35 protein-coding genes are annotated in these 26,950 nt (G+C 33.4%); 9 read left to right on the top strand and 26 right to left on the bottom strand.

Annotated elements, in window-relative coordinates; genetic code table 11:
- Positions 1–75 precede the first annotated feature (75 nt).
- Positions 76–339, top strand: a complete 264-nt coding sequence (locus tag ACOZBY_RS09905) for a hypothetical protein (protein WP_012294730.1) — start codon at positions 76–78, stop codon at positions 337–339.
- A gap of 196 nt (positions 340–535) precedes the next feature.
- Here the strand turns inward: ACOZBY_RS09905 and ACOZBY_RS09900 are convergent, their stop codons facing one another.
- Complete coding sequence (locus ACOZBY_RS09900) at positions 536–817, bottom strand: CPCC family cysteine-rich protein (RefSeq protein ID WP_036216462.1); 282 nt, start codon at positions 815–817, stop codon at positions 536–538.
- A 684-nt stretch (positions 818–1,501) separates the two neighbouring features.
- Between ACOZBY_RS09900 and ACOZBY_RS09895 the strand changes: the two genes are divergently transcribed.
- A complete protein-coding gene (locus ACOZBY_RS09895) occupies positions 1,502–2,041 on the top strand; it encodes a hypothetical protein (protein ID WP_036216464.1) in 540 nt (179 codons plus the stop codon).
- 250 nt (positions 2,042–2,291) lie between these two features.
- Here the strand turns inward: ACOZBY_RS09895 and ACOZBY_RS09890 are convergent, their stop codons facing one another.
- The 7 genes from ACOZBY_RS09890 to ACOZBY_RS09860 all read right to left on the bottom strand — a co-directional run bounded on the left by ACOZBY_RS09890 (position 2,292) and on the right by ACOZBY_RS09860 (position 7,457).
- Entirely contained in the window at positions 2,292–2,837 is a 546-nt protein-coding gene (locus ACOZBY_RS09890) for a GNAT family N-acetyltransferase (protein ID WP_012294735.1), read from the bottom strand.
- Between the two features lie 92 nt (positions 2,838–2,929).
- Positions 2,930–3,433 carry a GrpB family protein gene (locus ACOZBY_RS09885; protein ID WP_036161851.1) on the bottom strand — a complete coding sequence of 168 codons (504 nt, stop codon included), beginning with the start codon at positions 3,431–3,433 and terminating at the stop codon, positions 2,930–2,932.
- A 79-nt stretch (positions 3,434–3,512) separates the two neighbouring features.
- Entirely contained in the window at positions 3,513–3,965 is a 453-nt protein-coding gene (locus tag ACOZBY_RS09880) for a GNAT family N-acetyltransferase (RefSeq protein WP_012294737.1), read from the bottom strand.
- 65 nt (positions 3,966–4,030) lie between these two features.
- Complete coding sequence (locus tag ACOZBY_RS09875; RefSeq protein WP_139015336.1) at positions 4,031–4,528, bottom strand: GbsR/MarR family transcriptional regulator; 498 nt, start codon at positions 4,526–4,528, stop codon at positions 4,031–4,033.
- 454 nt (positions 4,529–4,982) lie between these two features.
- Positions 4,983–5,867 (bottom strand): peptidase MA family metallohydrolase, encoded by an 885-nt coding sequence (locus ACOZBY_RS09870; RefSeq protein WP_012294739.1) that lies wholly within the window; start codon positions 5,865–5,867, stop codon positions 4,983–4,985.
- Positions 5,868–6,184: 317 nt separating this feature from the next.
- On the bottom strand, positions 6,185–6,979 hold the full coding sequence (locus tag ACOZBY_RS09865) for a cytochrome c oxidase assembly protein (RefSeq protein ID WP_422762140.1): 795 nt from the start codon (positions 6,977–6,979) through the stop codon (positions 6,185–6,187).
- A 13-nt stretch (positions 6,980–6,992) separates the two neighbouring features.
- Positions 6,993–7,457: a DUF2243 domain-containing protein gene (locus ACOZBY_RS09860; protein WP_012294741.1), complete on the bottom strand. Its 465-nt coding sequence runs from the start codon at positions 7,455–7,457 to the stop codon at positions 6,993–6,995.
- 584 nt (positions 7,458–8,041) lie between these two features.
- On the opposite strand from ACOZBY_RS09860, the gene ACOZBY_RS09855 reads away from it, so the two are divergent.
- Positions 8,042–9,394, top strand: a complete 1,353-nt coding sequence (locus ACOZBY_RS09855; protein ID WP_036162780.1) for a lytic polysaccharide monooxygenase — start codon at positions 8,042–8,044, stop codon at positions 9,392–9,394.
- Positions 9,395–9,943: 549 nt separating this feature from the next.
- On the opposite strand, the gene ACOZBY_RS09850 is transcribed toward ACOZBY_RS09855, so the two are convergent.
- Entirely contained in the window at positions 9,944–10,105 is a 162-nt protein-coding gene (locus ACOZBY_RS09850) for a hypothetical protein (protein WP_155273127.1), read from the bottom strand.
- A 323-nt stretch (positions 10,106–10,428) separates the two neighbouring features.
- Here ACOZBY_RS09850 and ACOZBY_RS09845 point away from each other — a divergent pair, with 323 nt between their 5' ends.
- A complete protein-coding gene (locus ACOZBY_RS09845; RefSeq protein WP_422762138.1) occupies positions 10,429–10,974 on the top strand; it encodes a DUF7010 family protein in 546 nt (181 codons plus the stop codon).
- Positions 10,975–11,243: 269 nt separating this feature from the next.
- Here the strand turns inward: ACOZBY_RS09845 and ACOZBY_RS09840 are convergent, their stop codons facing one another.
- Entirely contained in the window at positions 11,244–11,885 is a 642-nt protein-coding gene (locus ACOZBY_RS09840) for a DUF998 domain-containing protein (RefSeq protein WP_099806217.1), read from the bottom strand.
- Between the two features lie 230 nt (positions 11,886–12,115).
- The gene (locus tag ACOZBY_RS09835; RefSeq protein WP_036216491.1) at positions 12,116–13,030 is read right to left on the bottom strand and encodes an EamA family transporter; all 915 of its coding nucleotides are present in this window, start codon (positions 13,028–13,030) and stop codon (positions 12,116–12,118) included.
- 448 nt (positions 13,031–13,478) lie between these two features.
- Here ACOZBY_RS09835 and ACOZBY_RS09830 point away from each other — a divergent pair, with 448 nt between their 5' ends.
- Positions 13,479–14,414 (top strand): EamA family transporter, encoded by a 936-nt coding sequence (locus tag ACOZBY_RS09830; protein ID WP_036162783.1) that lies wholly within the window; start codon positions 13,479–13,481, stop codon positions 14,412–14,414.
- Positions 14,415–14,580: 166 nt separating this feature from the next.
- On the opposite strand, the gene ACOZBY_RS09825 is transcribed toward ACOZBY_RS09830, so the two are convergent.
- From ACOZBY_RS09825 to ACOZBY_RS09785, 9 genes are all read right to left on the bottom strand, one after another.
- Positions 14,581–14,967, bottom strand: a complete 387-nt coding sequence (locus ACOZBY_RS09825) for a hypothetical protein (protein WP_243432542.1) — start codon at positions 14,965–14,967, stop codon at positions 14,581–14,583.
- A gap of 93 nt (positions 14,968–15,060) precedes the next feature.
- Complete coding sequence (locus tag ACOZBY_RS09820; protein WP_325881541.1) at positions 15,061–15,444, bottom strand: hypothetical protein; 384 nt, start codon at positions 15,442–15,444, stop codon at positions 15,061–15,063.
- Positions 15,445–15,673: 229 nt separating this feature from the next.
- Positions 15,674–16,258: a GNAT family N-acetyltransferase gene (locus ACOZBY_RS09815; RefSeq protein ID WP_036161862.1), complete on the bottom strand. Its 585-nt coding sequence runs from the start codon at positions 16,256–16,258 to the stop codon at positions 15,674–15,676.
- 159 nt (positions 16,259–16,417) lie between these two features.
- Positions 16,418–16,699, bottom strand: a complete 282-nt coding sequence (locus tag ACOZBY_RS09810) for a hypothetical protein (RefSeq protein ID WP_036167046.1) — start codon at positions 16,697–16,699, stop codon at positions 16,418–16,420.
- Positions 16,700–16,834: 135 nt separating this feature from the next.
- Positions 16,835–17,548, bottom strand: coding sequence for a UDP-N-acetylmuramyl pentapeptide phosphotransferase (locus tag ACOZBY_RS09805; RefSeq protein WP_031417854.1), 714 nt, complete (start codon positions 17,546–17,548; stop codon positions 16,835–16,837).
- A 47-nt stretch (positions 17,549–17,595) separates the two neighbouring features.
- Positions 17,596–17,868 (bottom strand): hypothetical protein, encoded by a 273-nt coding sequence (locus ACOZBY_RS09800; RefSeq protein WP_207889192.1) that lies wholly within the window; start codon positions 17,866–17,868, stop codon positions 17,596–17,598.
- Positions 17,869–17,964: 96 nt separating this feature from the next.
- Positions 17,965–18,138, bottom strand: a complete 174-nt coding sequence (locus ACOZBY_RS09795) for a hypothetical protein (RefSeq protein ID WP_155273060.1) — start codon at positions 18,136–18,138, stop codon at positions 17,965–17,967.
- Between the two features lie 275 nt (positions 18,139–18,413).
- Complete coding sequence (locus ACOZBY_RS09790; protein ID WP_230584433.1) at positions 18,414–18,587, bottom strand: hypothetical protein; 174 nt, start codon at positions 18,585–18,587, stop codon at positions 18,414–18,416.
- A 307-nt stretch (positions 18,588–18,894) separates the two neighbouring features.
- The gene (locus tag ACOZBY_RS09785) at positions 18,895–19,374 is read right to left on the bottom strand and encodes a GNAT family N-acetyltransferase (protein ID WP_031417856.1); all 480 of its coding nucleotides are present in this window, start codon (positions 19,372–19,374) and stop codon (positions 18,895–18,897) included.
- Positions 19,375–19,788: 414 nt separating this feature from the next.
- On the opposite strand from ACOZBY_RS09785, the gene ACOZBY_RS09780 reads away from it, so the two are divergent.
- Together ACOZBY_RS09780 and ACOZBY_RS09775 are read left to right on the top strand one after the other, a co-directional pair.
- Complete coding sequence (locus ACOZBY_RS09780; RefSeq protein WP_012294757.1) at positions 19,789–20,433, top strand: pentapeptide repeat-containing protein; 645 nt, start codon at positions 19,789–19,791, stop codon at positions 20,431–20,433.
- Between the two features lie 177 nt (positions 20,434–20,610).
- Positions 20,611–20,781 (top strand): hypothetical protein, encoded by a 171-nt coding sequence (locus ACOZBY_RS09775; RefSeq protein ID WP_171821092.1) that lies wholly within the window; start codon positions 20,611–20,613, stop codon positions 20,779–20,781.
- A gap of 106 nt (positions 20,782–20,887) precedes the next feature.
- Here ACOZBY_RS09775 and ACOZBY_RS09770 read toward each other — a convergent pair whose 3' ends face one another.
- Both ACOZBY_RS09770 and ACOZBY_RS09765 read right to left on the bottom strand, forming a co-directional pair.
- The gene (locus ACOZBY_RS09770; RefSeq protein ID WP_325881542.1) at positions 20,888–21,715 is read right to left on the bottom strand and encodes a DNA alkylation repair protein; all 828 of its coding nucleotides are present in this window, start codon (positions 21,713–21,715) and stop codon (positions 20,888–20,890) included.
- Positions 21,716–21,878: 163 nt separating this feature from the next.
- Positions 21,879–22,760, bottom strand: a complete 882-nt coding sequence (locus tag ACOZBY_RS09765) for a cation diffusion facilitator family transporter (protein WP_031417858.1) — start codon at positions 22,758–22,760, stop codon at positions 21,879–21,881.
- 282 nt (positions 22,761–23,042) lie between these two features.
- On the opposite strand from ACOZBY_RS09765, the gene ACOZBY_RS09760 reads away from it, so the two are divergent.
- Entirely contained in the window at positions 23,043–23,195 is a 153-nt protein-coding gene (locus ACOZBY_RS09760) for a hypothetical protein (protein ID WP_012294761.1), read from the top strand.
- Between the two features lie 629 nt (positions 23,196–23,824).
- Positions 23,825–23,932 carry a YjcZ family sporulation protein gene (locus ACOZBY_RS09755; protein ID WP_080695207.1) on the top strand — a complete coding sequence of 36 codons (108 nt, stop codon included), beginning with the start codon at positions 23,825–23,827 and terminating at the stop codon, positions 23,930–23,932.
- Positions 23,933–24,373: 441 nt separating this feature from the next.
- Here ACOZBY_RS09755 and ACOZBY_RS09750 read toward each other — a convergent pair whose 3' ends face one another.
- From ACOZBY_RS09750 to ACOZBY_RS09735, 4 genes are all read right to left on the bottom strand, one after another.
- Entirely contained in the window at positions 24,374–25,096 is a 723-nt protein-coding gene (locus ACOZBY_RS09750) for an SDR family NAD(P)-dependent oxidoreductase (protein WP_422762132.1), read from the bottom strand.
- 239 nt (positions 25,097–25,335) lie between these two features.
- Positions 25,336–25,494 (bottom strand): hypothetical protein, encoded by a 159-nt coding sequence (locus ACOZBY_RS09745; protein ID WP_008177317.1) that lies wholly within the window; start codon positions 25,492–25,494, stop codon positions 25,336–25,338.
- Positions 25,495–25,698: 204 nt separating this feature from the next.
- Positions 25,699–25,986 (bottom strand): hypothetical protein, encoded by a 288-nt coding sequence (locus tag ACOZBY_RS09740; protein WP_031417863.1) that lies wholly within the window; start codon positions 25,984–25,986, stop codon positions 25,699–25,701.
- Complete coding sequence (locus tag ACOZBY_RS09735) at positions 25,968–26,948, bottom strand: anti sigma factor C-terminal domain-containing protein (RefSeq protein WP_422762130.1); 981 nt, start codon at positions 26,946–26,948, stop codon at positions 25,968–25,970. Before ACOZBY_RS09735 ends, ACOZBY_RS09740 begins: the two co-directional genes overlap by 19 nt.
- Between the last annotated feature and the right edge of the window lie 2 nt (positions 26,949–26,950).

Genomic DNA, 26,950 nt, shown 5'->3' with positions numbered 1-26,950 from the left:
TTTTATTTATATATACAATTCATGTCAAATTTCCTAAAATGGTAAATAGAAGATAGATAAATCGAGGTGGAATGTATGAATAATTGTCCTAATTGTTTAGCCAATACTCCTTTTAAAAAAGTATATCGAGATGGTTTAGTATTTGTGAAATGTGAGTATTGTAATACAATTTTTGAAGATAAAACAACAACGAAAAAAACGAGAGAAGTGTCAGAGAGAATACGTAACGAAATTCAAAATGATGTGCAAAATGAAAAATCTTCAGGTAAGGTTTTCGTAATTGTAATTGGACTTATGATCCTGATTTTCATTATAGATACTTTATCTAAATTAAATTAAATGATAGCAATTTGAAAAAGAATAAAAACCCAGATACACAAGTACCTGGGTTTTCTTATGGAACTATATGGATCAATTTTCCCATGGTGGGTATTACATGAAGCTCATTTTTCATAATAAATTGCATGTAGATCATCATTTATCGCTTCTGAATTTTGTGCAAGTTCTTCATCCGTCATATAACGGTAAATTTTTTCTATTTCAAAACTTGGAAATCTATACGTTTCCAATTAGGGTCTTTTTCGTCTTTTTCATTAGGTTTTCTTACAAATTCAATACATCTTTCTTCACAAGCTCCAAATACAATAAAATTTTTTTGTGCTTGCCTTAAGGATGGAATATTAGCTCCTCCTATACAATCAGGGTCAGAAAATTGAATTCCATCATCTTCCCAAAAACAAATTTCACAAATATCATAAGTTCCGGGTGGTTCTTCGCCTAATGTTCTATATCCACAACAAGGACAAGTATATTTCATATAATTTCTCCAATACTTTTATAAGTAAATAACATCATACTTCTTTTTACTTGGCCTACCCAAATACATTTTTTCACCAAATGGACTTTTGTTCTACTGATACAAGCCCTCTCAATCTTCTAAATATGAAATGGGATATGGAGAGTAAACTACTGTATCTCCATCTTCCTCGCTTTAAAATTATGATAAAATCTGCCCCATTACTAGTTCTCTAGAATTACATTATAGCTTATTTTCTCGGCTTTTTTAAGCCTACTCGTATAATGATTTACTAGGAAGTTATACAGCCTAATGGTTAAATTTATATTTTATACATAATACACAACAAATAACCAGTAACTCATTTGAGCTTCTGGTCTTTACTTTGCTACCTGTATTCGTTTCTTCATCTGCGCCTTTAGCACACTTTTCCTCAAAAATAATCACTTGATTCTCACCAGCTGTGACAACAATAATTTTTTTATTCTCAATTTGTCTCTATACAATTCATACTAAGTTTCCTAAAATAGTAATTAGAAGAAGAGATTGAGAGATGTATGTCGTTGAATAACTGTCCTAATAGTTTAGCCAGTAATGTTTAAGAACGTTTATAAAGAGGGTTTAGTGTTAATAAAATGAGAATATTGTCATACGATTGTTGAAGACACAACCCGAAAGAAGTGACAAAGGTAAGGAGAAGGATTTATGAAAAATTGCCCTAACTGTTTAGCTACAAATTCATATAAAAAATCTCACAAAGAATATAAAGATATATATGTATGTGAATATTGTGGTGCCGTTTCAGAAGATTATACGATTATAGAAAAAGAAACTCATTTTGAATATAATCACCCAGAAATAGTCAGAGAGTCAGCAAATAGAACTTATTATTATAGAGAGGTCACTCCACCAAAATGGCCTAAAAAAATCGCTTTAATTTTGATTAGTATAATTGGATTATTGATAGTTGGCCAATCGATAGAAATGATCTTCTCAGAGGAGGAAAAACCGACAAAACAAATTTCAACCATAACGCCTGAAATGTTTCGAAAGCTCAAAATTGGTATGAGTGAAGAAACCGTAAAAGAAATCGTAGGATACGGAGCTTTGCACACAGATGAAAATAAACTTAATTATAAAGGAAAGAACGGTGTAGAAGAAAATTCTATGGTAAGTTTAGAATTTAATAATGGCAAGCTAGAAGCTATTTATGAATTCGGATTGATTACAAAAAGGAAATATTAATATGATTATCCAGCAAATCATTTTTTACAATACATTATAGACCACGACGGTATTTAGCTGTCTTGGTCTTATACAGATCTACTTGCATGAAGATGTCTAATCACAATTATAAGCTATTATCTAACCCATATACTCATTTTAGAGAATATGGGTTACTTGTTTTTAAAAAAAATCAACGTTTTGTGCATCAAGTGTCAATCCGATTATTTTAGTTTTTGTTTACAACGTACATCATCTAAACTATATTTTATTAACTCATATCATTTTTCAGGATAGAGTACATAAATAAATCATCAAACTTACCACAAGTATATTCATAATGTCTTAACAAACCTTCTTTTATAAAGCCCTGTCTTTCTACTAGTTTTTGCGAAGATACATTTGCTGGTTCAATCAAAGCCTGTATTCTTTCTAATTGGAGATTTTGAAAGCCATACTTAACAACTGCTTCTAGAGCTTCACTTGCAATCCCTTGTCCCCAGTAAATTTTGCTTAATTCATATCCGACCTCAGCTCGATAATGTTTTGTAAGCATATTGAGAAAACCACAACTACCTATAACCGTGCCAGTATCTCTCATTGTTATTCCCCATCTTATTCCTGAAGCTTCTACATATATTGATTTATACCACCCAATTTCTTCTTCTACATCTTTTATGTTTTGACAAGGTGATATCCCCATAAATTTAACAACATCTTTATCCGATAAATATTTAAATACATCATTAGTATCTTCTGTAGTTATTTCTCTTAAAATTAATCTTTTTGTTTCAAGTATAGGGAAATTCCTTTCCATTTAACTTTCATCCTCTCTAATATGAAACAATAATTTCTTTCGTTACAGTAGTATTTAGGCTTTGGTCTTTAATCTGTAAGTAGTAGTGAATTTTATCTACCGTATTTTTTAAACTCGGGAGTTTCCATTAATCCTTGAAAAAATTCATCTTTTGCTTCTCTATATTCATCCATGGATTTACCTTCATACTCCTTCTTTAAATTATCATATTCTTCGCGATAATTTTTATTTGCCAATAAGACTTCTCTAAATTTCCATAGAAAATCAAAATCAGCATCAATAACAGTTAATTGCACCCCTAAAGGTGGACTAGTTGTATCATCTTTAAATGCTCTAAAAGTATCCGTTTTAATACTCTCCTCATTTATTTCATATAAATTTGAAAGAAGTTCCACAGCTTTCGCAAATTCATTAGCATAAACGCGTACCTGTATGTCTAGATCACCCTTAGTTATACTATTTGGAATTGCTGTGCTACCGACGTGCTGTATATCTACATCAGGTAAAAGCATTTTTATTTTATTTTTTTGTATCAAGAAAATTCTCTCAGCATTTTTATTAAATAGTTTACTATTATAAAAATTTACTTTTTCCATAATAATCCCCATTCTGTAATTGTTGTGCTTCCCTTATATTAAAGTTAACTCCAAAACACCTTTGGAGTTTAAACATTCTTTAATTAACTTTAACCTTCAAAAGAGGGAGGCTACGTTGAGGAAATACAGTAGATGGCGTAGAACCTATATTTTTTGCCCCCATTTTTAAATAAAAACCTTCTGCGTTGGGATCGCTATCTATTGTAAATTCGCTTAATTCTAACTCCTTAGCTTTATTTAATAAATGATTCCATATTATTTTCCCAAGCCCCTTACCAATATAGTCGGGGTCTAAGAATAGTGCATCTAATTTTTGTTCATTAATGGCAAAACTATAAAATGCAATTACTTTGTTATCATTTTCAATTAAATAAACGGTATTTTTTTCTAAATAGTCTTTTGTTACAGTTAAAGCATCTTTATCTTTACATTGTTGAATAAAATCTTCTGTATATCCCCAGTAAGCTTTTGATTTATAGGCTAAATTGCTTAATATAGTACTATCTGCAATCTGAGCTCTTCGAAAGAACATATAATTACCTCCTATTAATGTTTTTCTATAATGGCTATGGCTGATTGTTTTAAATGTCTTTTTTCCTAATTAGTACTGTTTCTTTTGGATCTCCATTCCTCTTCAATTCCCTCAATTCGCTGAAAAACAAGCTGATAAATCAAATGAAAATCCTGTATTCTTTTTTTAGCTATCAGGTAGTCATCCAAATGGTCTTCTTGAATTTCTGCCTCTCCTGGCCAGTTTTCTAATATATTTTCAGTACCTAATAAAAATTGCTTCATTTTCGCCAAAAGTGTTTCAGCCATAACTAGGCTATTATCCTCCGCTATATAGTAATAATCTTTTCGATCACTTATTTTCGACTTTTTCACAGATAACCCACTTGCTTCTAAATCACGAATTCGGATGCTGACTGCAGCTTTTGTGACTTCTAATTGATTGGCCATTTCTTGTAAACTTAAAGGTTTAGATGAAAACAATAAAAGAGTAAAAAGTCGTGCAGCTAATAAATTTCCTCCGTCCGCACTTAGTTTCACTAATTCATAACTAAATTGGTCTTGTAATTTTTGTAAAACCAACATTTTATCCCCTTTCGTTAATGTAGTTGTTAACGTTATTAACAATAATGTAATTATATATCGTTGTCAACTTATTCTCTTACTTAATTAGGCATCCCCCTCTCCATAGAACACTATTTTTATTTTTGTAAGCGATGATTTGTAAAAATAAAAAAAGCCCTGTACCAATTAAGGTTACACGGGCTAAATTTATAAATCGATGGCGACTTCCAAATGATATTGATGATTGTGTGAGTATTGGATTAAAGCATTTTAAGAGATTACCATACTGTATGGGTACCCTAGAGGTGATACATAAGGTCTTTCGCCTAGATTGACACTTGCTCACTATTTCCGTTAACACACAAGCAACATTATAAGCTGATTCAACCATTTCCACTGTTAGCATTATAGTTTAGACAGCTATTTTTTAGTAGGAATAGCTGTTTTTTTCTTTCTCTCATATAACAGAACGTCCTTAGTCATTTGTAGTATCTCTAGAAAAATACTTGGCATCAATTTGATTAATAAGTGAAGAAGTTAATTCAGAATAATTTCTCATTTTTATTTTTTCTTCTTTTGTTGGTTCTGGACTACGTTTAATAAAAGCTACCCATTCTTTCTCTATTTCACTAACATTCTTCCCGTATACTTCCTCTATTTTATTTGCTACATTTTTTTCGTTGTATATCTTTTCAAACTTTTCTAATCCATAAGTTTCAATTAAGTAATTAATAAATGAAGCTGAATGAATATAGCTCATCCTCATTAGGGTGAACCTTGTTTCACTTGTAATATCTGGTCGAAAATAAGAATCGTCTTGAGTTGGGTCTATTAAATTACTAATAGGTAATAATGTATTTGAATCGATAAAAGACTTCACAAACTGATTGGTATATGAGCTTTTTCCATACTTATCTTCCATGTAAGTAGCAAACCCTTCTTGCGTAAAATAGCCATTACTTGCATCAAAATTGTTGCCATAGCCTAGTATAGAATGTGTCAATTCATGAACAAGTGGATAGAAATTTGATTTAACACCATATAAATAGATTTCCGACCTCAGGCCCCAAGATAAGTCATTACCTGCATTAAGATATACTTTTATTCTCTCGGATGGAACATAATCCGTTTGAATTGAGTTTTGAATATCATGATAGGCAATTAGAAGTTCATCTTTTAATGATTCTACTTTGCTTTGTGAAATCTCGATATTTTTAATAATCTCAAAGGTTATTTTTCCATCTGGTGTCACCACGATATTATCATCATTTTTTTCTTGTTCTTTTGGAATGACTGCCTCCTGAGTACAGGCCGTTAGTAAGAGGACTAATATAAGATAGCAGCTTCTCAACTTAAACATTTTTACCTCCTGAAAAAAATAGTATTACCCATTTATACGAACTGAAAATACAGAAGTTTCAATTATTGGCATTTATTCGAACTTTAATATAAGGCAACTAGATTAATTACACTTGAGTTTCATTTTTACAAAGAATAAAATACAAAAATGCCCAGGCTCTCATATGATGAGTACCTGAGCTTTGTCTTTTACTATAAAATTTCAAGATGGAGCATCGTTATTCTCATAGCTCAATCTAATTGGGCTATGAGAAAATAGTTGGAAATCACTCGATTTCATACTCATCATGATTGTTTATAAGTGTATACGATGAGTTGTTAAGAAATAATAGGCTTTGCAAAAACAGGATTTCTTGTCTTTTTAAACCACTGATAAAATAGTATATAGACCAGTGCAATTTCAATTAAATCTCCACCGTAGTACATAATCATAGCACCTTGCTCTGCTTGTTCAGTAGCTACATGATTAGGGGGATTCGCATAAATATGTTTGGACAATATCGAATGAGCTGCTAAAGCTATCAATAAAACGATTGAACGAAAAACATAAGATAATCGATGTGGCGTTGGATCAATATAGATAAATGCACTAGTAAACAAATAACCTGCTAGAAAAATATGCATGTGAATCAGTATATATAAAATCGAGCTTTCGTGCATCATGCTAAAAAGCGGCGTAGTATAGAGAAGCCATAAACCACCTACATTCAGAATCGTTGCTATGATCGGGTTGGACACAAATTTAAAGTAAGAGTTACGGAGTATTCGTGAAATAAAACGGGCCTTTTTCACAGGAATAGTTCTTAAGAATAAGGTAATAGGTGCCGATAATGCTATAAGTAGTGGTGCTAGCATTCCAAGCAATAAATGACCCACCATATGGGCTGAAAAATTAACATGTGCAAGCTCTGCTAATGGACCCATTAATGTTAATATGGCACATACATGTCCAAGAATCCCACATAATGTACGAATATAAGGCCACTGTTTTTTATGTTGATTTGAGAGCTTGACTGCCACGATATAAGAAATCAAAGAAATGAAAAATGGGATAACTACTATTAGCTGTACAATGACAGAAAGATTTGGGATGTGAGTTTCATGTGATTGCAAACATGGTACCTCCTTATTGATTAGTTTTAAATAATAAGGCCATACCAATAATAATTAAAATAGCCGCTAGCACATTCCAAACTATATCATAGGGGACAATATCGACATCATATCGTATTTGATGTAGCCTCATGAATTTATGTTGAATGATACCATCGTATAGTTGAAATGTTCCTGAACCTAGAAAAATACCTCCAAGCCACCTTTTTAACCAAAACCCATGTTTTCGATGAAGATCTGCCAGTAAAAAAGCAGAGCCAATTGTGGCGAAAAAGCTAAAGGCATGAAACAATCCATCAGAGACTAATCCAATATTAGCCGTAGATTTATCATAGAAATGATGCCAATGTAATAATTGATGAAAAATTACTTCGTCTATAAATGCTACTGCACCAAAGCCGAATAATATGCCGGTCCACATATTACGTTTCCCATACTGAAAACGATTTTCGTGTGTATGATGGTTAACCTCATTCATTTTTGATATATCCAACCCATTCACCTCCATCTAGATTTTTATTAGTTTAACCATGAAACAAAAGAATCTAAACCATTTTATGTAATCAACTCCTTTGTTTATGGTGTGTAGAAAACCACCAAAAGGATTTGCATGCATGTGCAAGAGCAAAGCATCTTTAGGTTATTTTTTTCTTAGCTGCATTCTATCGCAACAGACATTTACCTACATAGTGTCTAAAAACATTGGATTCATCCCTTAACTCACCACTTACTGTTGCTTCGCGGTGAAACTTAGTTTGTCCTTTAAAAGACATCTCCAATAGCCCTTACACGCTTAATCAGTTGGATATTTTGGAATAATATCAATTAGTACGAAAATAGACAAATTTAAATATTTTATTAGAATTTATAGCTTTTTTTAATAGAAATTAGCTTTTGAAAATAACAATTTCCACTAAACCAGGTCTTTATATCTACATTTTTATAAAAATGTTTTTTTGCAAAATAAAACTATTGTATTATTTCTCCGTAGTTTGAATAATTATTAATCTATTGCTATCATACTAGTCGCAATACAAATTCAAATTAAGGAGACGATGGATGATGAACACTAAATTCTCAAAATTAAGCAAAAAAGGACTGAGTGCTGCCCTATTAGCAGCCGGAATCATAGGGATTTCGACAGCTCCAAATGCATATGCTCATGGATTTGTTGAAAAACCAGCTAGCCGAGCAGCGTTATGTACTCAAAATTATGGAGCACTTAACTTAATGTGTGGAAGCATCATGTATGAGCCTCAGAGTCTAGAGGCGCCTAAAGGATTTCCGCAAAGTGGACCTCTAGATGGAAAAATTGCATCTGCGGGTGGTCTTTTTGGTGGTATCCTTGATCAACAAACTGCAGATCGCTGGTATAAGAATACGATTACGGGAGGTCCCAATACTTTTACATGGAAATATACTGCGCCACATTTAACAAGCAAATGGCACTATTATATTACAAAACGTGATTGGAATCCTAACAAACCTTTAACCCGCGCTGACCTTGAGCCAATTGGTACTGTAGCACATAATGGCACTGCTGCATCGACTAATTTAACTCATACCATTAACGTGCCGACGGACCGTAATGGCTACCACGTTATTCTAGCCGTTTGGGATGTCGCAGACACTTCAAATGCATTCTATAATGTGATTGATATAAATTTGGTTAATAATGGTGGCAATGTGGATATGGAAGCCCCATCTCAACCAAATGGTTTACATACAACAAAAGTTACTTCTACTAGCGCCGAGCTAAAATGGAACCCTTCTACTGATAATGTAGGTGTAAAAGAATATCAAGTATTACGTGATGGCAAAGTAGTTGCCACTATCCCAGGAACGACATTTATAGATAAACATTTAAATTCCAATACAACCTATACTTACTCTGTAAAGGCTGTAGACGCAGCTGGGAATGTTTCTACAGTAAGTGAGTCTCTAGTTGTAAAAACATTGAATGCTGCTCCAGATACAGAATCCCCTACGCAACCAACTTCACTACATACAATGGGAATTACTTCTTCAAGTGTAGACTTAATGTGGGGTGCTTCAGAGGATAATGTAGCCGTTGACCATTATGTTATATATAGAGGGTCAACAAAAGAACAAATGTCTGCAGTTGGGACTTCCACAATCCCATCATTTATGGACATGAATCTTCAATCAAGCACTTCATATATGTATGCAGTAACTGCCGTAGATGCAGCTGGAAATGAGTCCATTAAAAGTTCTATTTTAACTGTAACGACTAAGGAGCAAGGTGCTTCTTATGAGCAATGGAGTCCATTTAAGGCGTACAAAAAAGGAGATAAGGTAGAGTATCAAGGTAAAAATTATGAAGCGGTTCAAAGCTATCAAGGATATGGAGATCCAAATTGGATAAACGCACTGTCTTTATGGAAAGAAATTTAATAAAAAGACAGTATTCTAGTAAGAGGATTCAGTATCTTTTTATTCCAAAAGAATGATTCAAGTAAAAGCAGCTTACTTACAAGCTGCTTTTACATTTGTAAAACATGCTACTATTCTTCGAGATTATACAACAGGTTAGTACAACAGATAATCTAAATGAAGAATCCGTTCGATGGTGGAAATAGAGTTTTCTCCACAACGTTATTATTATTTGATTTCACTTTTAGTTTAGACTATTTTTATAAGAAAAAGCCCCACCATCAGGTGAGGTTCAATCTTACTGCCCTTTAACTCGGTTGAATTTGCAAGGATATCATAGTCATTTTAATACTTGATTCAAATTGCAGAAGTAATGAGAGATTGAGAGTCACCATCAAAATGGCTAAACAAATGAGCTCCATCGTTAACTTTACTTAGACTATGAGTAAGATAAATATGTTCTCCTCATGTAACTGACTTAGTATTGTTCCACTTATAGAAGTTTTATCTAGTCCTACTAAAACGCTATTCTCGTCTCTTCTATCGCAAATCTTCCTAGATGGAAGGAAGTTACTGTCTCTTTTCAACAAATAATAAAATTAATGTGGCAAATGGACCTAATAAAAGAGAAAGTAAAAACCAATTTAACCCTGTTCTATTTTTCCCTTGTGCCAGGCCTGCATTAATTAACGCTAATGTACCCCAACCTACGAAATACTGATTATCCATCATCTGTCCCCCTATTTCATTAGACCACACTGACTGTTTGTGAATATTTTCCACAAATTTGATCATAACATATCCAAATGCCTCATACTGTAATTATTAACGTTTAGTTTTCAAAAGAGAGGGATGGAAGAATAACCGACGAATCATCAATGCCTGCTACTCCTTCAATTGAATGATTTTTTCCATTTCTTCCCCATTGCCATTTCCCTATATCTTCCGCCAAAACATCTGAAAAAGATACCATTTTTAGGATATTTACGGCAAATTTGATTATGAACTGTTATACTATATTATCCTCTCCCCATTTTATGAAAGGTGGTACGTTTATGAGTAAAACTCTTGTAAATTTGCAAAATGAACTTATAGCTGAAACACAAAAAGGATTCCCAATTCTACTTTCTGGCGTTATTGTCTTTTTAGTTTTCACCCTAATGTACTTTGTTCTTCCAATAGAAGCTGTCCGTTTAATTTGGATCTTTGGATTGGGCACTATTTTTCCTATTGGCATTTTCATTAGTAAAATTCTTGGTGTCAGTTTAAACTCTACAGACAATCCTTTAGGGTTTTTAGGAGGAATTGTCGCGGCTCCTCAAGCTTTTTATATACCTGTATTTATCATTGTGTATATGAAAATACCTGAATACCTTCCCTTCACAATTGGTTTACTTGCAGGCTCTCATTTTCTTCCATACATATGGATTTATAAAAGTAAAGCCTATTTATTCGTTACTTTAGGAACCTGTTTTTCTGCTCTCATCTTAGGTGGTTTCTTTGTTGATTATGCTTTCACTGTTGTCCCTTTAGCTATTTCGATTGTGTATGGAATTGGAGTTGTTTTAATCCAAAGAGAACTTAAAGTCAAACCTGTATAATTAATGGAAGATAGTATATAGGGTACATGCCGAAATTATGCTTGGCACTTTATCCACTAAAAATTTGTTGACTTTTTCCTTTTTATGTTTTATATTGACAATATCCATGTGCTGTTTAATCTCTAGTCAGATTAAGCAGCTTTTTTTATTGCTATGTACCTTTCTTACATCCTTCTCCCAGTGAAATGGTCATCATGAGTCGTCCTCTTCTTTGTGATGATCCTCTGTATGTTTACTTTTCCGTTTATATAAAAAATACCAGGCTCAAGTCAGTGAGTACCTGGTTTTATTTCTGATGAACCTAATAGAATAGTTAGTCCCATACCCCACACGAAAATTACACCATAAAAAAGCCTTTGTAATAAACCTGCAGGCAAAGGAAGGAAAAACAATAGACCAATAAGGATTAGTAAAACTATCAGTACAATTAAGTTTAAATAGGTCCAATGTTTACCTCTATCTAATGATTTTGCATATATCCCCAGCCCAATTAAAAAAGTAATCATGCCTATTTGAGCTAAAATCGAATGCCAAAATAAATGAACATTTGCCGGTATAATACCAGACACAATATTTCCTACTGCAAAAATAAGAATACATACTGTTCCTATTTTATTGATCAAATTCTTTTCTAAATATTGATATATATATATAACGCCAACTGAAAATGATAAACCATTTACGATAAACAATATATTCATCCAAAAATGATATGGCGAACAAATTTCATGCGGCGCGATTGTATACGTATACTTACCACATGTTGTCACTCCTAAATCACTCATAGCTTGTTGCATTATATTATAAGGTACAAGTGAAGTCATAATAAAAATCGGCTCTATCACGCAATATAAAATGGTAACTATCCAGCTTACTATTCCTATTTTTTTAGATAAATAGATAACATTCATCCCCCTTTTTTATAATTATATAGTTAATTCCAAAATAAATTACCAATTTATAACCAAAAATGAGGATAAAATATAGTTATCATAGCTGTCTAGACTACAATTATTAAAACAACTCTTCCTTCTTGACTCATAAAAAAGCCTCCATTCAAAGATGAAAGCTTCTATGATAGATAGGCAAACCAAGCTTTATAAAATGTCTAGATTGATCGGTGATCCCCGTAGATAGCATTCTAAAATTCTGTGGCTTCATTACTAAAACGGGCTAGCTGCCTCTCTTTTCGTACATTTAGCATTTGAGGGATGAAAATACCTAGTAAAATACAGACAATTCCCAGCCATTGCAAAAGAGACACGACCTCATGAACAAGCGTAATTGAAGCGATCACGGCTGTTGGTAGCTCGACAGCTCCTAAAATGGTTCCTAAACCCGTCCCTACTTTTGGGATACCAATAGAAAAACAAATAACTGGTATAACGACACCAAAGAAACCTAGGATTAGCGCATATTTCCATAATCCAGCCTGCAATGTACCATCCATCAAGTATGTTGGGGGGAACATTATGCAAACAAAGAGTGTTGCACTCGTTGTCATCAGAAAGCTTTTTGAATAGATCGGTACTTCGGTAGAAACACGGCCACTAGCAAATATATAGAAGGAAAAAGTTATCGCTGCTAGTAGTCCAAAGAGTATTCCTTTCAAAGATAATTGTTGTCCTAACCCTTCAAACACACCCCCAGCGAGCATCGTTCCTACAAATAAGATAATGATCGACAAAACCTTTTCGCGACTTGGGAAACTTTTATTAATAATCGCTTCAATGAGAACACCCATCCATGTGAATTGAAATAACAGCACAATCGCAATAGATGCCGGAAGTTCTTTTACAGAAAAGCCGTAAAAAATACTCGTTAAACTCATCGTTGTCCCAACCGCTAATAGTGATACTATATTTTTCAAGGATACTTTATAACGAGAAAAAGTAAGAACGAGTATTAAAAGTCCAAACCAACCGAATACATATTGTCCCCCTAAAAGTTGAGGAAAAGTATAGCCATTTGAAAATCCAACTTTCAGAATGGATGATAGGACCCCATAGCTACAGGCCCCTAATAAAACCACTAAAGAAAACTTCAACTTGTTCAAAAAATCCCTCCAAAAAATAAAAAATCTCGTCGCCTATAAATAGACAACGAGCGAATGAAACAGAGTGAACACTCTACAAAATTCCGCCACTCACGAACCTGTGAGTGTTTGCTTATAAAATTAGCACAATTGTATAAAAAAATTGGGGAAGTGTCAATGCTATTCATTTTTTCTTGATAGCAAATACATTTCTCCATTTTGAAAAATATTTAGCCACAACCATAAGCCAAAGCCTTGATACATATGATTTTGGTATTTTTACCTTTTCTAAAATATTACTTTCCTCCACAGAAAAACTCTTTTTCACCAGCAATTATTATAAAAAAAAAGATTGTAAAATAGCAATCTGTCATTTATATTGGAGATTATGATTTTTTTTCTAAATCTCAAAATCATAGCTAAATTTCTATTTATATAAACGTTTTAGGAGGGAAGTGGATAAATGAAGATGTATCTTTATCCCCTACTAGTTATTATCGCAGCTAGTAGTTTTGGTATCGTTTCAACTATTATAAAACTGGCCATGCGTAGTGGGTTTTCTGTCTCTGAGGCCGTGACAAGTCAGTTTTTTATAGGCTTTTGTATAGCGGTATGTATCTTCTTAGTTACAAACAGAGCCAAAATGAGCTTTAAAGGTGTTAAAATCCTTATATTCGCAGGTATTTTAACAGGATTAACAAACATTTTATATGGTCATTCTTTAAACTTTTTGCCCGCTTCGTTGGCAGTTGTACTACTGTTTCAATTTACATGGATCGGTATGTTGATATCTTGTATTACAAAACGACAATTCCCAAGTAGAATTGAATTAATCTCTTTACTCATATTGGTAGCTGGAACCATTCCAGCTGCTGGCATCATTGATGTTGATTTATCCCAAATCCCTATGCAGGGATGGTTATGGGGGCTAGCAGCTGCTCTTTGTTATTCCTTATTTTTATATGTGAACGGAAAAGCTACTGCCAATATGTCCACGTCCAACCGTTTAGTATTTGTTTCTTTCTTTGCCTTTATGATTACGGCTGTTTTTCAATCCCCAGAAATTATTTGGAATGGTACTTTGTTTAATGAAGGACTGTGGGTTTACGGATTGGCGTTGGGATTATTTGGTATGATTATACCCGTATTCTTATTCACTATTGCCGTTCCTAAAGTTGGTTTAGGAATGTCATCCATTTTAAGTGCGGTTGAATTACCCATAGCAGTGATGGTATCCGTTATCTTATTAAGCGAAACGGTTACAACTTTGCAAATTGCAGGTATCGTAACAATCATTATTGGTATTTGTTTACCAACTATATTAGATAAAGATAGCTTGTTAAGAAATAACGAAACAACATACAAAAAATCAAGCAAGGAAATAGCTAAAGGATCTTCTATTTAAAAATCCTTTCAGACTGTAGGCAAACTCAATGAATTTTGAGTTTATCTACAGTCTTTTTTCTTTTACCATACAGTAAAGCCGTTGATTACCACTACGTGCAGACGCTTTCCCAGAGTGAGGTCACCCTTTGTTCTAATCAACTTCTACGTCAAGAGCTACTTTGAAATTAGTCCTGGTTGAAATGTAGCAAATGCTTTAAAGGAATTTTCTCAAAAATATCATCATTTATTTTACCCGTATAAAACGTAAGGTGGATATCACAATGAGCTAATGCAACATAATCCGTTAATTGTTTAGCAAACTGATCGATTAACTCTATATGTTCACTTTTTACTTGTTTTTCGGAGTATACCTTCACAGTGATTAGATTCTCTCTTAAATCCTCTTCAAATACCCTTGCATTAGGGGGCAAGTTCAGATCCCTTATTTCAGAAGCACGGTTTTCATCTACTATAAACAATCTATATATATCTTTATCAAACCAGATATCCCAGACTTCCATATCTTTAAATCTTAATTTTCTCTCAAAATAATCAATCATAAAACCCTTCATTTATATTCACCCTTGCTCCATATGAATAATTGATAGTATTCATATAATCTCCCCTTTTTCCTCAAAAATTCTTGAATGTTTTTTGTAGATACTCTAATTGCGATTTGATTGGTTTAGTTGTAATCTTTTTAACAAATAATCAAAGATTACAAATATAGTTATATAAATACTTCCCATTAAAGAAACTAGATAAATAGTATCTTTAAAAGTATTAACATTAAAATTAATTAAACTAAATAATAGTGAAAAAATTAATGCACATAGTAAATGCTTCAAATACATGAATATAGCATTTTTATTTTTACTGTATTTTTCAATTAAAATTGATATGGTAACAGCTATAAGCATAGCTGGTGCAGTAAATGCAGTGCCATAAATACCATATGAAATGCTGTATGTATAACCAATAAATAATGGAATAATAAAAGTACCTATAATTAATGTAATTACAGCTGAAATTATTTTATTTTGTAACATCTTTTCACAATCCTCTTATTTCTTAATGACCATGCGTCTTATAGATTTTTGTTAATCATTTCCTCCCCTCTTCTTTTATATTAAAGCATAAAAAACAAATTTTGGTAATCAATAACCTCAAATATTAAAGATAATAAATGCTTCATTATTCCCTTTCACCTCATAAATTCATACTAACGTTTTGACTAGTTGATACCCACTATTAAGAAAAGAAAAAAGCCACTGCTCATTACAAGCGTGACTCCTCATTTAGCGCGATATATTCACTTTTCAACATTGAAAAGAGGACAAGATCAACATATTTCCCTTTTTCAAATTCATGTTGTCTTAAAACACCCTCTTGGCAAAACTTTAATTTTTCCAGCAATCTGATGGATGCTTTATTTTCAGGTTCAACTTTCGCTTCTATTTTATTTATTGCCATCGACGTAAAAGCAAAATGAATAATTTTGCCTAAAGTCTCTTGCATGATACCCTGCCCCCAATAAACAGGGTTCAAATCATAACCCATTTCTATACGGTTATGTTCTTTTTCATAATTCAAATAGCCACATGTTCCAATCACTTTTTTCGTTTTGGCTTCTTCGATTACCCATCTTAAACCAATTTGTTCTTTAAAAATTTTCTCATACCAATTAATTTCAACCATTGCGTCATCAGGCGATTCAAATAAATTTAATGGAAGATACTTAACCACATTTTCATTAGCATAAAGCTCAAAAATATCATTACCATCATCTACTGTGCCTTTTCTTAGAATAAAGCGTTCTGTTTCTAATACGGGGAAATCTTTAAATTCGAACCCACTTTTCATCATAACTCTCCTTTTCACTATAGAGTAATATAATTGAATAGTTCCATATTCTATTTAGGCAATTATTAAAATTATGGATGATTATTTCCTTTTTAGAGTTTTTTGTTCTTACAATATTAAAAAGCCACATCTATTGGATGTGACTAGGTAATGGATTATTTATAATAAATTTCGTGATTTAACATTGTTACCAGATACTATTAACTTTTTATTTTCTTCGTCAAATAATAGAGTGAATCTAAATTCGTTCATTATACTTCCTGTATACTCACTAAGTCTTAATGTAGGACTGACCCAAAACACAACTTCATTTCCATCCATTTTCCAGCCTTTTTCAAAGCCTTTGTGCTTTTCTTCAAGTCTTTCTTCGATAGATTGTCCGTTATTACTAATCGTATTTTTTACTACATCAATAAAATTAGTTTGTGCCTTCATATACATTTACCTCACCCCCACTCACACTCACAATAGCGCTTATGGTATTATATGGTTGCAAATACAAAATTAAAACAGTTAAGAACTTATATTCTGTAAAAAAAGCAACCACTCAACTATTAGTGAGGCTGAGCGTTGCTTCTAAATAATACGAAATTTACGTGAAGATTGCATGATAACCAACATAATGGTTATGCCAACAACGGGATACCATAATAGATGAGTAGGTACGATGAATATAAATACACCAAATATTACAGCTGTTAAAGTACTAATGATAATTGCTTGGACACTCGTAAACTTATCTTGAATAAAATAATATAAAGTGAATGGTAGTGCTAACGTAAATATCGGAATATAAATGGCTACAATAAATAATTTAATGAGCGATATTGAAAGTACAGCTATGATAAAACCTATTGATGTGGTAAGCGATTTTCCTATAAATAGGTTACCTGAGACATAACTATAAAGCAGAATAAGTAGAATCGCTAAACAGCTAGAAATCCCGATTATTAAAATAAATGAATGCCCCATAATGAAGGCTGCCATGGAGAAGCACACTAAAGAGACCAATGGCAATAGTAGTATGAAAGATTTTTGTCCTGTTTCAATATTCATAACATTTGTAAAGCCTACAAGAAATAATAAAGAAAAAGGAATCGCCAAATACCCTAATTCGATGTGGTTACTTAGATGAATATAATTCACCTCAAGACCACCAACCATTATCAAGACAAGTGAAGCACAAATTTGACTTATTAATCCCCAAATGCTTGATAGCTTAAAAGCCTGAGTAAGCTTATCGGCAATCATAATAACTGCGATGCCAATTAATAGAGCTATATATAACAACTTTTCCCCTCCTGAAATTCATTTTAAAAATTCGTACCTAGTTCTTCTTAAGTAACTTTATTAATGGTTATTTCCTCTTCGTTGGGAGGTGTATGGCTTTCGAAATACCAAATAAATAGACCGTCTAATTGATACTTTTCTACTTCACTTGGTGGCGGTATGACGGCTAAATCTAGTATAGTAGCATATCTTTCGCCGATTTTAATAAGTTGTTCGTCACCATTCCTAATGAGACCATAGATTAGACTATCGCTATGTCCTTTTAAATGATCCAATTTTTCATAGCCTCTCTCCTTGTCCATTGGGTCCCAAGTAAGCATCCCAGCATTCCATCCAAAGAGCCCTTTTTCAACATAAGCAGCCCCTATATTATTCGTATTTTTTATAAAAAAGAAGAGTGCCTTATCCTTTAGCTGTTAGCTTTGGATTAACACTAAATCACTATCCTTTGACCATAACGCTTCATGAGGTTCAGAGTAGGATTCTGATTTCGCTATCATCACCCAAACAAAGGCAATGAGGACAAATGAGATGATTAATAGCTCTAAAACACGCTTTAGACTTTTGGAAAAATTGTTTCCTGATTTCATCTAATGAATCCGATTTAAATCAATTTGATTTTTAATCAAATACGTTTGGAATTGCACATCTTCCTCAGTATAGTTGTCTGGGTTATGTCAAATTAAATTAAATTCAATTCAATTGAAGCTATAGTAGGCCTGTTGTTTCTTGGGAGAGGAGTAACAGCCGAAGTAACTTCCGAATCCTCTGAAATTTTAATAAAGGCATTTTTATAACTTACCGAATAAATCCTCCTTTATATTACCAAAATTGCAAATGGTATCAAAATAAAATTTAAAAGACCTTAATAAAGCTTCGAAACACTCTTACAGTATTCTTCTAACTCTCTCCGTGTATATAATGATGTGATAGGATATTCGCTTGAAGTTTCTATCGAATAGGTTAAATGAACGACTGCGTATTTATTCATCTTTTCAATCCAAAAAATCACATCATCATTATCTTCTCTTCTAGCCACCGCAATTGCCTCTTTCCCATAAAGAATATGTTGTTGTGAAATTTCTTTAACTCTTCATTTAATGATTCTGACATACCTCTTGAAATCTGCCACCACGGATCGTTCATAAAATGATTGACACTTTCTCGCATCTTAAATCATTACCTCTGCTTATTAAATTTCATCTAGCCATCATTAAAAAGAAGTAGCTGCTTGGCTACTTCATCATTGTTTTCAATTTACTGTTTCTGCTACCGAACGTCGTCGTACTGCCGTACATGGCCGTTCCCATACATAAAAGTAGGTCGTTATGTATTTGTGGGGTGTATTATTTTATTAATTGTCTCATAATAATTTCTTCGCCAATCCGTCCTATTAATCGCTCATTCGTATCTTCAAATCCTACCTTTAAATATAACTTTTGTGCTGGTATATTATCTTTATCTACAACTAAGACAAGCTCATCACAATGAGGGAATTCTGATTGAACAAACTCAACTAGTAATGTCATTCCCTGTTTTGCGTAACCTTTTCCTTGTTCAGCATGATTAATTGAAAGTGCCGATAATAACAAAGCGTTCGAATTATTAGAGTACTTCTTTACTCTTTCATTTGAATTCAATAGAAAAAAACCAACAGGTGTATGATCACTTAAAATTACAATACGATATTGTCCTTCATTGATTTCCTCAAAATTGCTTGGAAGCGCAGAGAATTGTTTTTGTTCCTCTGTAAGGACAAAAGTGTTTAACTCTTCTTTATATTCACTTATGAAATGCTTTAGTTCAACCCTGTTCAATTTCTCCATATGACCATTCCCCCAATCACTATTTCTATACTTTACCATTTAATGTGGTTTTGGTCATTTATTTATTTGAAATTTCTAAATAAATGATACCGATGCCCTCCATTAATGAACTGTTTGGGATCCTACTCATTGATTTTCAGTACCACTGAAAGCTAAGTGGAACATCAAATAGGTATTCGTCATATGCTATAGAATGTTCTTCTACTGAAGACACTGAGTCCGTAACAAATGGTTTTATGTATGCTGGCTATAGGTAAGCCTTTGCCTCTTTCCCTACTCCCGAATATCATTGGAATGAACACTTTTATTATAGAAAATTAGATTTGCACACACTTTAACTTAATAAGAAAGACTTTTTATTTTAGTTCTTATTCTATAAGATAGATGCTAACTACTTTCGAAGGGTGTGCTTATATGTCTTATAATTTCCAAATTACATCACCAAAAATACCTACTGATTTAGAAAAAGCTAATTTTCAAGCTATTTATGACGAGGAGGAACCTTATTTATCAAATTGCATGATCGCAGATACAGTCATTGATAAGGAGGTTGTTGAAAGATTAATCGTAGCTAAGGTTATTTTTAAAAATGTCACATTCATCAATTCTTCTTTTAAAAAAATGGATGTAACGGATGTCATTTTCGAAAACTGTGATTTATCTAACTTAAACTTAAAGGAAAGCCTTATACATAGAGTGGTTTTTAAAAATTGTAAATTATTAGGTGTGAATTTTTCCGAAGCTAATCTTGGAAATGTTTCTTTTGAAAATTGTATGGCAACCTTAAGCAATTTTCCTGAGGCTCGTTTAAAACAAGTATTATTCCATAACACCAACCTACAAGGAGCGAATTATTTTGATTCCTTACTAAAGAAAGTGGCATTTCAAGAATGTGATATTAATGAGGTTGATTTTACTGAAACTTCGTTAAAGGGGATTGATATTAGTACGTGTACCTTTAAAAGACTTCAAGTATCTCTCGAAAGTTTGAATGGGTGTGAAGTATCTTCTGAACAAGCTATCGGGTTTGCTTCACTGCTCGGATTAACGGTTAAATGATACGACCAAGCAATGATTAATACACTACTCAAAACAGCCAATTATAAATAATCATTTACGTTACAGGTAGCCATTGAAGTTTATTTCTTTTTGGCTACTTTTTGTTTTATGAAAAAAAAGCGTTTCTATTATACAGCCTTTTGTTATAAGGTAATCCGACTATTAGGAGGTGTCATAATGACCCTAAAGATTGTTAAAACACTTTTATCTATTATGATGGTGTTCATGTATTATTTGGGCTTTTGGACAGAAACCCTCACAATAAAAATTGTTATCTTCTTTCTTATGCTCGTCTTTATTTTCGAGGCAGGAATGGAAACAGGGAAGAAACAAAATAACAGCATTTAAAAAGGCTTCACTCGTTTTCCTTCCCTTCCCACCTACTTTAATTCATTTAAATATCAAGAACCTTTAGCTCTTGCATATGCTAGATTGACGTTTTTATCTTTTTTAATTAATTGCCCTTCATAATTGTTCTTTTCGCTTTCTTTATAATTTTTGATGTTTCTTTTGTTTCAGATTCTTTACTCCATTTTTCACAAAGCATTATGACAAAATCAGGTTGGGTTTTACTGGCATCATTTAACCAATTCCCTACAGAATCTTGTACATACTTTGATGGATCAGATTTCAGTTGGTTTAGAATAGGAAGGGCTTTACTAGGATTCTGTTTTAAAACTTCGATATGCTTGGCCCAAACACCACGAGGACGAATGACTTCAATAGAAAATCTTCGTATATTTTCATCCTCTTCTTTTGCCCATTCTGTTAAGAATTCTATACTATCATCAAGTTGTTGCGCTATTTCCTCTCTAATCGACATCCAAGAAATTTCTCGAACCCCAAAATGACGGTCCCCAGCGAATGGATAAATATATGCTAATTTTTCTTCCAAAGAGGAGCTTTCATTTTTATTCATAAATGCTGCCCAACAGCGAACACTATCAGAAGGATGCGTTGCAAATTTTTTAATAATATCTTCTTTTGTTCGTTCGTTTTCTTCGTTTATTGCTGTATTTAATAGTTCACCAGTTAAACGAATAGCCTTCATTCCCGATTCAGCATTCTGTTTTAACATTTCTTCTACTATACCTTCTAATTTATGAGATAATCCTATCTTAGGTAGGACATGTTTCACTAAAGAAATATGATTGACCCCCAACCATTCAGTTAAATTAACACTTTCTATTTCTCCTTCATTCAACAACATTAATACCTCTTCAGGGATTTCACTAACTTTTCTAGCCCCTTTTCTGTTTACTATATCTATATGAATTGGCATGAAGATATCCTCCTACTATAATTATTTTCCAAAGTAAGTTTATTATACTAATAATTTCTAATTAATTTAAACAAACTTATACATTTCCTTGAAAGAAATGGCTTAAATATGGACAAATATAAAAAAAGATTAGGACTCAAATTCATTGAGTGCCTAATCTTTTTTATATTTTCTCCTCATTGGGTTCCACATGCACATGAACTTCATATACTCCCTGCTCATGAATCATCTTATCTTCAACATGACAAGCTACATCATGAGCCTCTGTAATATCTAAATGTGCATCGACTAGAATGACAACATCAATCACTTCGTTGTTGCCATAATTTCTACCTCTAATTTCTTTAATTCCAATAACTCCGTCTAACTTTAAAATAATATTTTTGTAGTTTTGAAGTATGTTTTCATCAAATCCGTCAGAAAGTTCATGAGAAGCTTCTTTGAAAATATCCCAAGCTGTTTTACAAATTAAAAAACCTACAATAATAGCTGTTACTGTATCTAACCATGGCATATGTAATTGTGATCCAAATATACCTACTGCTGTCCCAATACTTACCCAGGCATCTGACAAGTTGTCTTTGGCAGCAGCCATAACGGCTTTACTATTTATCTTTTCAGCCAATTTTTTGTTATAACGATATACAAAATACATGACCAATGCCGATCCAAGACCTACATAGGCTGCGAAAATGTCAGGTGATTCTTTTCCACCTTGAAAAATGGAAGTACATGCACCAAATAATACTTGAATACCTACTGCCATCATAATAAAGGAAGCTACCATAGAAGCAATTGTTTCACTTTTCCAATGACCATATCGATGATCATGATCTGCAGGTTTTTGTGAAAGCTTAAGGCCTATAAGTACTGCAATCGAGGCAATAATATCAGTCGTATTATTGAGACCATCCGCCTTTAAGGCTTCTGAACCACTCATGTAACCAATTCCCACTTTTACAACAGACAAAATTATATAAGCAATAATACTTATAATGGCACCACGTTCACCTAATTTAAGATTATTGTATTTTTCTTCTTCCAATTCATTACCTCCCACTAACGTTCTGTTTTATCATAACAGCCCCACCCCGAGTGGGTCTACAGCAACCTTTTTGCCTAAGCGTACATTAGTGGAAGGGATATAAAAGAGTTGCTTACAGGAAAAATTCGTTTCCTAAAGAAGCAGTCTTCGGCCACTCCAACATTTATTTCAATATATTATTTTCACCCTCATGAATTTCCTATTGATGCCTTCTAGGTGGGCTTAAACGCTGTCGTTTTTCATGTGCTATTTTCACATATACTGTAATTTTGAGGTGATTAGATGGGGACAAAAAAATTAGTCGGCAAGGCTCGTGAAATAAATTCTTTTGCAACTGGTCAACTACCTGCGGAAAATAATCAACTGTATGATAATGTCAGACCTACAGGCTCTTTTATTGCTTCAGCCTCCCCTCTTATTTTGTCATTTTTTTAAGGAGAATTCTGATGTGCGTATTAGCGATGTAAATAAACCGAAATGAGGTATTATTCCATTCGAAATGCTAAGCTTCGAGCACCATTCCAAGCATGGAAATTTTCACTACACATGGGGGACGAGCTGCTTGGTCCATTCTAGGTTCTCGACTTTCACGCTGTTCCTACAGAAGTCTCCGCTATTCGTTCCCAATGAACTTTTTGGGGAATGAAATAGATGGACAAGGCACCTTTAAAAACATAGCTCCTCAAATCCTGTTAGGACGAAAACAAGAGACAATCATTGATTTTCCCTCTTCTATTTGGGGGCGTTCTTGAAATGAATATGCTAACATCACAAAAGCCACCAAGAGGGTTCTTCTTCACGATACCTTTGGTTTACAGTAGATAGAGGTGTCTGTAATTCTTTATGTCATATTCGTTCTATCAAAAGTAAGTCGGGCATTTTACATAAGCTTTCAAGTAAGCATTTGGTTACTTTTTATTTGAATAGCAAAATCAACCATTTCCTATAATTTAGTTCGTCGCAATAATTTTTCTTTCATTAGAGCTCTATAGGTTTGGATAAATACCTTTAAACTTCCTATAACGATACATACTATACATATAGAGAGAAAGGAGGGATACTTTATGAGTTATTACGGAGGCAATAACGGCGGCGGTTACGGTTCAACATTCGTTCTAGTTGTTGTTCTATTTATTCTATTAATTATTGTCGGCGCTTCAGTTTTATATTAATCTCTCATTACTCGTTTGTCCTATATAGGAACAAAGTAAAATGATAGATAGCCATTTTAGAGCCATTTTTTCCATCCCAAATCACTAGACTAAAAATCTATTACCTTCCCCAACCATAACAATATTTTCAAATTTCCTTGTGAACCTCTATTCATGAACAATTAGAGAGGGGGAGTAATGCGGTCTGCTAGATTAAGGGATGGTTATGGCTCTAAATCATCATTTGTTTTAATGCAAGCTCAAGTTCATGTCTAAATATTAAAGGCATCCAACACTTCTCTGATGATATTGTTCGCCTCTAATGTTCATAACTACTAATATCACTTATTCTATAAAGGGTCACTATCCTCTGTGACCCTTTTTAATTCCCGCCGTTATAGCTCATGTAGCTGCTAACATTATACTCTAATAGGACGAGATCCCTAGAATAATATGGAACCATTAAGCATTTAAATCTGTTATGGCAGGGATATTAATTTCCTTTACACATGAAGCGGGTGATAAATTAACCACACATTGCACAATAGCTACAATATCTTGGACAGGGATACGTGTACCTTCATATAATTGGATGGCCTTATCAGCGCCTGCCTCATAAGGGACTTCTGCTGCTAGCTCCCCAGGATTAATGCAAGTGACAGAAATTCTGTCTTCTCTTAAATGTTCACGTAAAGCATTTGTAATGCCTCGTAAGCCGAATTTAGATGTGACAAATGAAACTTGTGCATTGTTTGTATGGTCTAATCCAGCCGTTGAACCCATCAAAATTACCTTTCCATTTTTCGCTTGTCTTAAATTTGGTAAAAGTGCCTGAATATATGTAATAGTAGATGTGAGATTGATATTGATTAAGTTTGAAATATCTTCGACTTCATCTTTATCAAATGTATAATCATCCTCAAATCCACGTTTTTCCCAAACCCCAACATTATAAATTAATACATCTATAGCAATATCCTTTAATTGTTCTTTTAATGACGGTATGTGTTGTTGGCTAGACAAATCAATAGAAAGCCATTGACGATTTACGCCATCATTGATATCTAAGCTTTTAGGTCGTGTACGTGAAACTACCCATACAGTATCCCCCTTCACGGGTAAGCCTTTTACAAAAGCGTCGCCTAACCCCTGACTTGCTCCAAATACAATAATATTTTTACTCATTTTTACCACCCTTTCCATATCAGCATTAATTAGTAGATTATAGTAACTTTTACATTAAGTCCATTATGAGCTAGACCTAGGTCATCATCATTAAAAACAATATGTATGAAATATGAACAAGCACATAGTCTAGGAGCCGCTATTTATAATGGCTTGGCAAATAAAGCTTAAAAATGTAAAAAACCAGGTACTCCGCAGAGCGCCTGGCTTCCTTGTATTAGATTGAGATTTAAACATAGTTATTGGGGTAATTCAGAGGATTTTTCAAACTCAAGTATATACCCATCTATTTTTGCTTTTTCTAATACTTCTATATATTCTTCTTTTCTTTCATCTAGTCTAGAATCTTGTGTGTTTTGATAACCCGGATATAGATTGTAATCTACTGGTTTACCCATAAGTCCACCTCTTATTCTCTATTTTTTTACTCATTATAGAATATATTGATATTTTCTGACAATTGTTTTCGCTATTTTTGATTACAAAGACTGACATGACATCCTAACCGTCGCCTTATAAAAAACTAGTATCTATACTTTATTACCTATACATAGTATGTTCTAAAAGACTCACAAACCATAGGTATGGCCTACTTGCTTGTCTTAAGGAAATGGGGTAATTAACCAGCCAACAAAGAATAGAACCGTCATAAACAAAATAAGATAGCCACCAATAAAGATTCCCCACTTGCCTAGAGAACGACTGGGTCTCGAAAGGATCGCAATGAACCCAAAAACGATTGTCAAGGTAATGAAATTCTTACTAGTAAATGGAGCACCATAGCCAATGATAATCCAACTATTAACCATGATAAGCGTCCATAGGCCAATGCTAATGCTAGCCCAGCCAAAAACATTGAAAATAGTCTGCTTTAACGTACCCAATTCCATAATTTAACCTCCCCTAGTTTCATATGCTTAATCATGGTTAAACTTTGTAGCTGTTCAACCTCAGCTTTGGGTCCTGTAACGACAACCCCATATGTTTTCATATCATGCTGTTTTAAATAATAGATTCTCTCTTTTAGGTCCAGATTTTTATGAGCGGAAACAGCAGTAGCCGTCTCCTCATAATCAACTAGAAAATTTAATATGGATAAAAACGTTTGTTCATGAGAAGTAGCACCTTTAAATGGGGACCAATTTGTTTGATCTGGTTGTACAGGATAGCCAATAGGCGATACAACATTCCCATTTGCACTTAGCATGGTGTCTTCTACTCCTGTATAAATCGCTGCCCAGGTGACATCTACATTTGGCATTTGCTGAATAACTTGATCTACTGTATATAAATCATTGAAAGAAAGATACGCTTCTACAACGGTTTCATTAGGTAATCCTTTTAATTTCCTTTGCTCCTCAATTGTGTTAAATTCTCCTCGATTATTAGGATGTACTAGCCATTGATTCGTTTCAGTTGGATATTTTGGATACGATTTTTCCAGTTTTGAAGTAATCTTCTTTCCCACTAAATTATTTAACATAAAGCGTGTATCATAATGCTTCACGGGATAGACCTCGTCACCGATCTGCTTGTATTGCTCAAATGATAATCCCATCGAAAAGAGCGAAAATTCCATATCAAATTCAAGTTCCTCCAATGTCGTATTCGGTTCCGTTACATAAAGTGTCTGACTTGTCACATCCATTAAGTTTGTAGACTTTGTACCAAAGGCATAGTACAAAAAAGTGAGCATATAACAAGTGGGGACGATTAAAAGGGCAATCGTCAGCGTTGTTACAATCAGCTTCCACTTAGATGACGCAATGGCTTTTTTTATCACATTTGTTGAAGGTGCATCTCCTTTCTCACTATTCTTTGCTTGCTGTAATAATTGTTGATAAGAATCCACCT

This window comes from Lysinibacillus sp. NPDC056220, from assembly GCF_049315265.1.
Classification (GTDB): domain Bacteria; phylum Bacillota; class Bacilli; order Bacillales_A; family Planococcaceae; genus Lysinibacillus; species Lysinibacillus pinottii.
This window is presented reverse-complemented; position numbering and strand designations above follow the sequence as displayed.

Bases quoted from the DNA above. Each gene is read 5' to 3' on its own strand.
- ACOZBY_RS09905 (WP_012294730.1), top strand. From the start codon at position 76: ATGAATAATTGTCCTAATTGTTTAGCCAATACTCCTTTTAAAAAAGTA.
- ACOZBY_RS09900 (WP_036216462.1), bottom strand. From the start codon at position 817: ATGAAATATACTTGTCCTTGTTGTGGATATAGAACATTAGGCGAAGAA.
- ACOZBY_RS09895 (WP_036216464.1), top strand. From the start codon at position 1,502: ATGAAAAATTGCCCTAACTGTTTAGCTACAAATTCATATAAAAAATCT.
- ACOZBY_RS09890 (WP_012294735.1), bottom strand. From the start codon at position 2,837: ATGGAAAGGAATTTCCCTATACTTGAAACAAAAAGATTAATTTTAAGA.
- ACOZBY_RS09885 (WP_036161851.1), bottom strand. From the start codon at position 3,433: ATGGAAAAAGTAAATTTTTATAATAGTAAACTATTTAATAAAAATGCT.
- ACOZBY_RS09880 (WP_012294737.1), bottom strand. From the start codon at position 3,965: ATGTTCTTTCGAAGAGCTCAGATTGCAGATAGTACTATATTAAGCAAT.
- ACOZBY_RS09875 (WP_139015336.1), bottom strand. From the start codon at position 4,528: ATGTTGGTTTTACAAAAATTACAAGACCAATTTAGTTATGAATTAGTG.
- ACOZBY_RS09870 (WP_012294739.1), bottom strand. From the start codon at position 5,867: ATGTTTAAGTTGAGAAGCTGCTATCTTATATTAGTCCTCTTACTAACG.
- ACOZBY_RS09860 (WP_012294741.1), bottom strand. From the start codon at position 7,457: ATGAATGAGGTTAACCATCATACACACGAAAATCGTTTTCAGTATGGG.
- ACOZBY_RS09855 (WP_036162780.1), top strand. From the start codon at position 8,042: ATGAACACTAAATTCTCAAAATTAAGCAAAAAAGGACTGAGTGCTGCC.
- ACOZBY_RS09850 (WP_155273127.1), bottom strand. From the start codon at position 10,105: ATGATGGATAATCAGTATTTCGTAGGTTGGGGTACATTAGCGTTAATT.
- ACOZBY_RS09845 (WP_422762138.1), top strand. From the start codon at position 10,429: ATGAGTAAAACTCTTGTAAATTTGCAAAATGAACTTATAGCTGAAACA.
- ACOZBY_RS09840 (WP_099806217.1), bottom strand. From the start codon at position 11,885: ATGAATGTTATCTATTTATCTAAAAAAATAGGAATAGTAAGCTGGATA.
- ACOZBY_RS09830 (WP_036162783.1), top strand. From the start codon at position 13,479: ATGTATCTTTATCCCCTACTAGTTATTATCGCAGCTAGTAGTTTTGGT.
- ACOZBY_RS09825 (WP_243432542.1), bottom strand. From the start codon at position 14,967: ATGAAGGGTTTTATGATTGATTATTTTGAGAGAAAATTAAGATTTAAA.
- ACOZBY_RS09820 (WP_325881541.1), bottom strand. From the start codon at position 15,444: ATGTTACAAAATAAAATAATTTCAGCTGTAATTACATTAATTATAGGT.
- ACOZBY_RS09815 (WP_036161862.1), bottom strand. From the start codon at position 16,258: ATGAAAAGTGGGTTCGAATTTAAAGATTTCCCCGTATTAGAAACAGAA.
- ACOZBY_RS09810 (WP_036167046.1), bottom strand. From the start codon at position 16,699: ATGTATATGAAGGCACAAACTAATTTTATTGATGTAGTAAAAAATACG.
- ACOZBY_RS09800 (WP_207889192.1), bottom strand. From the start codon at position 17,868: ATGCTTACTTGGGACCCAATGGACAAGGAGAGAGGCTATGAAAAATTG.
- ACOZBY_RS09795 (WP_155273060.1), bottom strand. From the start codon at position 18,138: ATGAAATCAGGAAACAATTTTTCCAAAAGTCTAAAGCGTGTTTTAGAG.
- ACOZBY_RS09785 (WP_031417856.1), bottom strand. From the start codon at position 19,374: ATGGAGAAATTGAACAGGGTTGAACTAAAGCATTTCATAAGTGAATAT.
- ACOZBY_RS09780 (WP_012294757.1), top strand. From the start codon at position 19,789: ATGTCTTATAATTTCCAAATTACATCACCAAAAATACCTACTGATTTA.
- ACOZBY_RS09775 (WP_171821092.1), top strand. From the start codon at position 20,611: ATGACCCTAAAGATTGTTAAAACACTTTTATCTATTATGATGGTGTTC.
- ACOZBY_RS09770 (WP_325881542.1), bottom strand. From the start codon at position 21,715: ATGCCAATTCATATAGATATAGTAAACAGAAAAGGGGCTAGAAAAGTT.
- ACOZBY_RS09760 (WP_012294761.1), top strand. From the start codon at position 23,043: ATGGGGACAAAAAAATTAGTCGGCAAGGCTCGTGAAATAAATTCTTTT.
- ACOZBY_RS09755 (WP_080695207.1), top strand. From the start codon at position 23,825: ATGAGTTATTACGGAGGCAATAACGGCGGCGGTTACGGTTCAACATTC.
- ACOZBY_RS09750 (WP_422762132.1), bottom strand. From the start codon at position 25,096: ATGAGTAAAAATATTATTGTATTTGGAGCAAGTCAGGGGTTAGGCGAC.
- ACOZBY_RS09745 (WP_008177317.1), bottom strand. From the start codon at position 25,494: ATGGGTAAACCAGTAGATTACAATCTATATCCGGGTTATCAAAACACA.
- ACOZBY_RS09740 (WP_031417863.1), bottom strand. From the start codon at position 25,986: ATGGAATTGGGTACGTTAAAGCAGACTATTTTCAATGTTTTTGGCTGG.